The 7,086-nt window shown below is 61.8% G+C and carries 9 protein-coding genes; 8 read left to right on the top strand and 1 reads right to left on the bottom strand.

Features of this window, described 5'->3' with window-relative positions:
- Positions 1 to 218 (bottom strand): single-stranded DNA-binding protein (ssb, locus tag ENZ74_RS15890; RefSeq protein ID WP_127312860.1); only part of this gene is annotated, 218 nt, incomplete at its 3' end.
- A gap of 183 nt (positions 219 to 401) precedes the next feature.
- On the opposite strand from ssb, the gene ENZ74_RS15895 reads away from it, so the two are divergent.
- The 8 genes from ENZ74_RS15895 to ENZ74_RS15930 all read left to right on the top strand — a co-directional run.
- Positions 402 to 821, top strand: a complete 420-nt coding sequence (locus tag ENZ74_RS15895; RefSeq protein ID WP_013531835.1) for a cupin domain-containing protein — start codon at positions 402 to 404, stop codon at positions 819 to 821.
- A gap of 44 nt (positions 822 to 865) precedes the next feature.
- Positions 866 to 1,180 (top strand): metalloregulator ArsR/SmtB family transcription factor, encoded by a 315-nt coding sequence (locus ENZ74_RS15900; protein ID WP_013531836.1) that lies wholly within the window; start codon positions 866 to 868, stop codon positions 1,178 to 1,180.
- On the top strand, positions 1,177 to 1,668 hold the full coding sequence (locus tag ENZ74_RS15905) for an SRPBCC domain-containing protein (RefSeq protein WP_063167935.1): 492 nt from the start codon (positions 1,177 to 1,179) through the stop codon (positions 1,666 to 1,668). The genes ENZ74_RS15900 and ENZ74_RS15905 overlap by 4 nt, the downstream gene beginning before the upstream one ends.
- Positions 1,669 to 1,688: 20 nt before the next feature.
- Positions 1,689 to 2,294 carry an ATP-dependent Clp protease proteolytic subunit gene (locus ENZ74_RS15910; protein ID WP_063167934.1) on the top strand — a complete coding sequence of 202 codons (606 nt, stop codon included), beginning with the start codon at positions 1,689 to 1,691 and terminating at the stop codon, positions 2,292 to 2,294.
- 88 nt (positions 2,295 to 2,382) lie between these two features.
- Positions 2,383 to 2,679 carry a hypothetical protein gene (locus ENZ74_RS15915; RefSeq protein WP_063167933.1) on the top strand — a complete coding sequence of 99 codons (297 nt, stop codon included), beginning with the start codon at positions 2,383 to 2,385 and terminating at the stop codon, positions 2,677 to 2,679.
- Positions 2,680 to 3,371: 692 nt separating this feature from the next.
- Positions 3,372 to 6,293, top strand: coding sequence for an excinuclease ABC subunit UvrA (gene uvrA, locus ENZ74_RS15920; RefSeq protein WP_063167932.1), 2,922 nt, complete (start codon positions 3,372 to 3,374; stop codon positions 6,291 to 6,293).
- A gap of 30 nt (positions 6,294 to 6,323) precedes the next feature.
- On the top strand, positions 6,324 to 6,794 hold the full coding sequence (locus ENZ74_RS15925) for a GNAT family N-acetyltransferase (protein ID WP_063167931.1): 471 nt from the start codon (positions 6,324 to 6,326) through the stop codon (positions 6,792 to 6,794).
- Between the two features lie 26 nt (positions 6,795 to 6,820).
- Positions 6,821 to 7,086 (top strand): DUF72 domain-containing protein (locus tag ENZ74_RS15930; RefSeq protein WP_127312861.1); only part of this gene is annotated, 266 nt, incomplete at its 3' end.

Here is a 7,086-nt window from a genome sequence, read left to right on the forward strand (position 1 = left end):
TTCAAATACTGCTCCGCCACCTTGGCGATGCCCTCATTGAAGATGACGACGTTGTGCCATTCGGTCTTTTCCTTGCGCTCGCCGGAATTCTTGTCACGCCAGCTTTCCGACGTCGCAATGCGAATGTTGACGACCGGCTCGCCCGAGTTGAGGCGACGGATTTCGGGATCCGCGCCGAGGTTGCCGACCAAAATGACCTTGTTGACGCTACCCGCCATGATATTTCTCCGCGCTCATCCGAAACAAATTTTTTTGTCGCAGCACCTTACAGGCTGCAGGCGTCAGCCGCTTGCCGTGGCTGCCTTTACCCACAAGGTTTTTGTTCCCTGTTCGTTCTATGGTGCAGATGACGTTCTGTCAATGTTTGTCAGCAAGATGTAGTGTCCCGGCCGGAAATTTCCATGAAATCGGATCTGACCGGGGGCGATCAAATGAAGTCTGTCGCACATGAGGACCAGCAGCGCGAGCAATGGCGAGCAGGTGTGGAAACACGCATGCATGTGTCGGCCAGCAATGGTGCATCGCAACTTTGCATATTCGAGCAATGGGTCGAGCCCACGGTCGGCGCCCCAACGCATTGGCATCCCGTGGAGGAAGTGCTGACCGTTATCGCCGGTAGGGCTGAGATGTGGATCGACGATGAGCATACAGTCGTGACATCGGGCCAGTCTCTCGTTGTCCCCGCGAACAGGAAACACGGGTTCAAGAACGCCGGCACTGGAACGCTTCACATCCACGCCGTCCTTGCGTCGCCGATTTTCGAGGCGACGTTCGATGGGCCTGCCGGAATGGTGAGACGCTGGCTTCCGACAATCTCGTAAAACAGTGCTTGCCAAATCAATAAGTATTCACTTATGCTTTTGACATGATCGAAGCAGAGATTTTTCGCGCACTGGCCGACCCGACGCGCCGCGCCGTCTTTGAGCGGCTAGCCGCAGGCGAGATGAGCGTGTCGGAATTGCGCACCGGTATGACGGTGTCGCAGCCCGCGGTGTCGCAGCATTTGGCCGTCCTGCGTGGCGCAGGCCTGGTGGTCGAGCGGCGAGCCGGCCGCAACGCCTATTACCGCGCCGATCCGCAGGGGCTCGCTCCCTTGCTCTCCTGGATCGAACGCTACCGGACTTTCTGGCCGGAACGCATCGAAAGGCTGAAGGCGGTTTTGAAGGACATGGATCAATGAACGACAGGGGATCAATGGCCGACGAAAGCCATCGCGAAGTCTCTCCGGATGCGCTCGAGTTCGAGTACGACCTTGCCGAGCCGCCGGAAAAGGTCTGGCGGGCCCTGACCGTACCGGAATTGCTCGCCGCCTGGATGATGCCCAACGACATGAGACCCGAGATCGGCAACCGTTTTGCCTTCGCCGGGACGGGCGCGCCGATCGAATGCGAAATCCTCGACGCCGAACCCGAGAAGTTGCTGCGCTATTCCTGGCGGGAGCAGCCGGGCGACGCAGCCAGGCAGGATCCGCTCGACAGTACCGTCACCTTCACGCTTGCCCGCACCGCTTCCGGCGGCACGCATCTGCGCATCGTCCACGACGGTTTTGCCCGCAAGGCCATGCCGGCCATCGCCATGGCAGGCGCCGGCTGCCGTCTTTCGCTCGGTTTGCGCGCAATTGGAAAGCCCATCGCCGCGAACGCACCGCGCCTTCTGCGCGCGGCATAATAGAAAATCGGAGAAGAAAAATGAGCGGTGTTGCCAGTCTGGTGCCGATGGTCATCGAGCAATCGAGCCGCGGCGAACGCGCCTTCGACATCTTTTCGCGGCTGCTGCGCGAGCGCATCATCTTCATCAACGGCGAGATCAACGACGACATCTCGGCGCTGGTCTGCGCGCAGCTTTTGTCGCTGGAATCGGACAATCCCGACAAGGAGATCTCGCTCTACATCAACTCGCCGGGCGGCGTAGTGACCAGTGGTTTCGCCATCTACGACACGATGCAATATATCAGCTGCCCGGTGTCGACCGTATGCATGGGCTTTGCGGCATCGATGGGCTCGTTCCTGCTGATGGCAGGCACACCGGGGCGCCGGATTTCCCTGCCGAACGCCACCATCCTGCTGCATCAGCCGCTGGGCGGGTTCCAGGGCCAGGCCTCCGACATCCAGCGCCATGCCGAGCGCATCGGCAGGACGAAACGGCACATGGCCGAGCTCTACGCGCAGCATTGCGGCCGTACCTATGAAGAGGTCGAGCGCACGCTGGACCGCGACCACTTCATGACCGCCCGCGAGGCGCAGGCATGGGGCATCGTCGACCATGTTTTCGACACGCGCAAAAAGGCGGCGTAAGCCAGGGCCGGAGCGGAGTCCGGCCGGCTGCCGAAGATTTGACGATGCCGGTCTGGTTCCATCGGCGGCGCGCCACTATAGTCCTGGGATGACCGACACTCATCCTTCCAGACCACTGCGCCCCGTCATCGCCGTCGTGGTGCTCGCTTTTGCCAGTCTCGTGAGTGGCGCGGCTCTTGCAGAGGACAGTTCGCCGTCGACGCAAAAAAGCGCCCTGCCCGGCGTGACCGGCGACTACCGCATCGCCAAGCCGGCTCCCGAGCCGGACGATGCGCTGCCGGCCGGCGAGAACGGCACATTCAAGATCGGCGATACGGATGTCAGGATTTCCGGCAGCATCACCGTCGATGTCGGCGCCGACTCGATCGGGCCGCCGCGTCACTGAGTGCGCGCGGAAATGAGCGTTCCCCACATAAAACGGCCCCGCCGTGCCTTGGGCAAACGGACGGGGCCTTCTGGATCTCAAATCCAACTTTGCCGGGAGTGTACTGCCGGCGTTTGATTTCGGATGCACCGCGGCGTTCGGCCGACGATCCGACTAGCAGTCTCTGATTTTTAGGGGATATGGCAGGTCACGGTTTGCCGGGTGGCGCAGACGCTAAACCCTGGCACTTATGCCTGCCGCGGCTCCAGTGACAACTGGAACCCTAGGGGACGATCCGGTGGCGTCATAGCTCCGCTCCTCTGTCCGTTGCGATTGTTGTCAATTCGAAGCACAAATCGCAAATGCCTGCGGCGTCTCGCAGGCCGCCTTTGGGCGGCGAGGCCATCGAAAGACGGCCGGCTTCGTTGACTTCCGGAGACTGCGCTCCTGGGTTGCCCGCGTCAACCATCAATAGCCGGTTACCGAAAAACGTGATCGCCGGGAGGTTACGTACAAGTCAGTTTTTGCACAGCTTTGTCAGGAGCGTGTTCGGCCTTTGTTCTTTCCGCTTGCCCGTTCACGCGAAAGACGCTTAAACGCTTTTGTCGGGAATTGTGGCGTCTCTCGACGTGGCGGCAAAACTACCTACATAGGGGATGGCCGGGAAAACCCGCCATTCCAGGAAATTCCAGATTCTGAGGCGGCGACCGGCTATGGCCGACCATAAATATCTTTCCATTCGCGGGGCGCGCGAACACAATCTGAAGAATGTCGATCTCGACCTGCCGCGTGACAGCCTGATTGTCATGACCGGCCTGTCGGGGTCCGGCAAGTCATCGCTTGCCTTCGACACGATCTATGCCGAGGGCCAGCGCCGCTACGTCGAAAGCCTGTCGGCCTACGCGCGGCAATTCCTCGAAATGATGCAGAAGCCTGACGTCGACCAGATCGACGGCCTGTCGCCTGCCATTTCCATCGAGCAGAAGACCACATCGAAGAACCCGCGTTCGACGGTCGGCACCGTCACCGAGATCTACGACTATATGCGCCTGCTTTTTGCGCGCGTCGGCATCCCCTATTCGCCGGCCACCGGCCTGCCGATCGAGAGCCAGACGGTTTCGCAGATGGTCGACCGCGTGCTGGCGATCGAGGAAGGCACGCGCCTGTTCATTCTGGCGCCGATGGTGCGCGGCCGCAAAGGCGAGTACCGCAAGGAGTTGCTGGAACTGCAGAAGAAGGGCTTTCAGCGCGTCAAGGTCGACGGCGTCTTCTATGAGATCGCCGACGTGCCGGCGCTGGACAAGAAGTACAAGCATGACCTCGATGTCGTCGTCGACCGCATCGTCGTGCGCGGCGATCTCGCGACGCGGCTTGCCGATTCCATCGAAACGGCGCTGAAGCTGGCCGATGGGCTGGCGGTCGCCGAATTCGCCGACAAGCCGCTCGATTCCAGCCAGACCGGCGAGGATTCGGTCAACAAGTCGAAGAACGAGACGCATGAGCGCATCCTGTTCTCGGAAAAGTTCGCTTGCCCGGTCTCCGGCTTCACCATTCCGGAAATCGAACCGCGGCTGTTTTCGTTCAACAATCCGTTCGGCGCCTGCCCGACTTGCGACGGTCTCGGCAGCCAGCGCGCCATCGACGGCAATCTGATCGTGCCGGATGAAAACATCTCGCTGCGCGACGGCGCCGTCAGCCCGTGGGCGAAGTCGACCTCGCCCTATTACGCGCAGACGCTGGAGGCATTGGGCAAGGCCTATGGCTTCAAGCTCGGCGACAAGTTCAAGGATTTGTCCGAAGAGGCCAAGGAAGCCGTCCTGCGCGGCACCGGCGAGCGCGAGATCACCTTCCAGTATGATGACGGCCTGCGCTCCTACAAGACGACGAAGACTTTCGAAGGCGTCATCCCCAATCTCGAGCGGCGCTGGAAAGAGACCGAATCCGCCTGGATGCGCGAGGAGATCGAGCGCTTCATGTCGGCCACACCCTGCCCGGTCTGCAAGGGCTATCGGCTGAAGCCCGAGTCGCTGGCGGTGAAGATCGCCGGCAGGCACATCGGCGAAGTCACCGAGCTTTCCATCCGCAAGGCCGACCAGTGGTTCACCGACCTGCCCGCGTCGCTCAACGACAAGCAGAACGAAATCGCGGTGCGTGTGCTCAAGGAAATCCGTGAACGGCTGCGCTTCCTCAACGATGTCGGGCTCGACTATCTGACGCTGTCGCGCAATTCCGGCACGCTGTCGGGCGGCGAGAGCCAGCGCATCCGGCTGGCATCGCAGATCGGCTCCGGCCTGACCGGCGTGCTCTATGTGCTGGACGAGCCGTCGATCGGCCTGCACCAGCGCGACAATGCGCGCCTGCTCGATACGCTGAAGCACCTGCGCGACATCGGCAACACGGTGATCGTCGTCGAGCATGACGAGGACGCCATCCTGCATGCCGACTATGTCGTCGACATGGGCCCGGCCGCCGGCATCCATGGCGGCGAGATCATCGCCCAGGGCACGCCGCAGCAGGTCATGGCCAATCCCAATTCGATCACCGGCAAATATCTGTCGGGCGCGCTCGAAGTGGCGACGCCCGGCGTGCGGCGTGAAGCGAAGAAGAACCGCCGCATCAAGATCGTCGGCGCGCGCGGCAACAATCTGAAGAACGTCACCGCCGAAATCCCACTCGGCACCTTCACCGCCGTCACTGGCGTGTCCGGCGGCGGCAAGTCGACCTTCCTGATCGAGACGCTGTTCAAGGCCGCTTCGAGACGCATCATGGGCTCGCGCGAACATCCGGCCGACCACGACCGCATCGAGGGCCTCGAATTCCTCGACAAGGTCATCGACATCGACCAGTCGCCGATCGGCCGCACACCGCGTTCAAACCCGGCCACCTATACCGGCGCCTTCACGCCGATCCGCGACTGGTTCGCTGGCCTGCCGGAGGCCAAGGCGCGCGGCTATCAGCCGGGACGCTTTTCGTTCAACGTCAAGGGCGGCCGCTGCGAGGCCTGCCAGGGCGACGGCGTCATCAAGATCGAGATGCACTTCCTGCCCGACGTCTACGTCACCTGCGACGTCTGTCACGGCAAGCGCTATAACAGAGAGACGCTCGATGTCCTGTTCAAGGGCAAGTCGATCGCCGACGTGCTCGACATGACGGTCGAGGAAGGCGTCGATTTCTTCGCCGCCGTGCCCGGCGTGCGCGACAAGCTCGACACGCTGAAGCAGGTCGGCCTCGGCTACATCCATATCGGCCAGCAGGCGACAACGCTGTCCGGCGGCGAGGCGCAGCGCATCAAGCTGGCCAAGGAACTGTCGCGCAAGGCGACCGGCAAGACGCTCTATATCCTGGATGAGCCGACCACTGGCCTGCATTTCCACGACGTTGCCAAACTGCTGGAAGTGCTGCACGAACTGGTAGACCAGGGCAACACGGTGGTGGTCATCGAGCACAATCTCGAAGTGATAAAAACCGCGGACTGGGTGCTCGACCTCGGCCCCGAAGGCGGCGATGGCGGCGGCGAACTGGTCGCCTCCGGCACGCCGGAAGCCATCGTGCGCGAAAAGCGCAGCTACACCGGCCAGTTCCTCAAGGAGCTTCTGGAGCGACGTCCCGGAGGCAAACGCGAAGCGGCGGAGTGATCGACCGGTTGGCGCCTGGAGAGCTTTTGAATGACAATCAGAAGAGCGCTTGCCGGTGATCTCCAAACCGTCGTCTCGCTGACGGAAGCGGCTTATGCGCCTTACATCGCACTGTTCGGCGCGCCGCCGGTCCCGGTCACCGAGGACTATGCACCGCGCATAGTGCGCGGCGAGGTCTGGTTGCTGGAAAGTGGCGGCGAGCTTGCCGGGCTGATCACGCTGGAGCGACATGACGACCACGCGATGATCTTCTCCGTCGCGGTCTCCCCCGACTTTCAAGGCAAGGGCTTCGGCATTGCGCTGCTGAAACACGCGGATGAGCAGACCCATCTCTGGGGTCTGCCAGAAGTGCGGCTCTACACCAACGCCAGGATGGAGCGGAACATTGCGCTCTATCTTGCCTATGGTTTCCACGAAACGGGTCGCCGGCCCAATCCCTACCGGCCAGGATGGGTGCTCGTCGACATGGCCAAAACCGTCGATCAGATCACCGCGGCCTGATCTTTTTCTGCATTGGGAGGATGACAATGAGCACATCGGGAACAATCCGCGCCGGCATGGGCGGCTGGACCTTCGAACCCTGGGATACGTCCTTCTATCCCGACAAGCTTCCCAAGGCCAAGCAGTTGAACTACGCCACTCGCCAGGTGCCGAGCATCGAGGTCAACGGCACTTACTATTCCAGCTTCAAGGAGCCGACCTTCGTCAAATGGGCCAGCGAGGCGCCGGACGGCTTTGTCTATTCGCTGAAGGGCAACCGCTTCGTCACCAACCGGCGCGTGCTGGGCGAGGC

Source organism: Mesorhizobium sp. M7A.F.Ca.CA.002.15.2.1, assembly GCF_003998715.1.
In the GTDB taxonomy this organism is placed as follows: Bacteria; Pseudomonadota; Alphaproteobacteria; order Rhizobiales; family Rhizobiaceae; genus Mesorhizobium; species Mesorhizobium ciceri.

What these genes read in the sequence shown, in the direction of transcription:
- uvrA (WP_063167932.1), top strand. Translation starts at nt 3,372, where the DNA reads ATGGCCGACCATAAATATCTTTCCATTCGCGGGGCGCGCGAACACAAT.
- ENZ74_RS15900 (WP_013531836.1), top strand. Translation starts at nt 866, where the DNA reads ATGATCGAAGCAGAGATTTTTCGCGCACTGGCCGACCCGACGCGCCGC.
- ENZ74_RS15925 (WP_063167931.1), top strand. Translation starts at nt 6,324, where the DNA reads ATGACAATCAGAAGAGCGCTTGCCGGTGATCTCCAAACCGTCGTCTCG.
- ENZ74_RS15915 (WP_063167933.1), top strand. Translation starts at nt 2,383, where the DNA reads ATGACCGACACTCATCCTTCCAGACCACTGCGCCCCGTCATCGCCGTC.
- ENZ74_RS15895 (WP_013531835.1), top strand. Translation starts at nt 402, where the DNA reads ATGAAATCGGATCTGACCGGGGGCGATCAAATGAAGTCTGTCGCACAT.
- ENZ74_RS15910 (WP_063167934.1), top strand. Translation starts at nt 1,689, where the DNA reads ATGAGCGGTGTTGCCAGTCTGGTGCCGATGGTCATCGAGCAATCGAGC.
- ENZ74_RS15905 (WP_063167935.1), top strand. Translation starts at nt 1,177, where the DNA reads ATGAACGACAGGGGATCAATGGCCGACGAAAGCCATCGCGAAGTCTCT.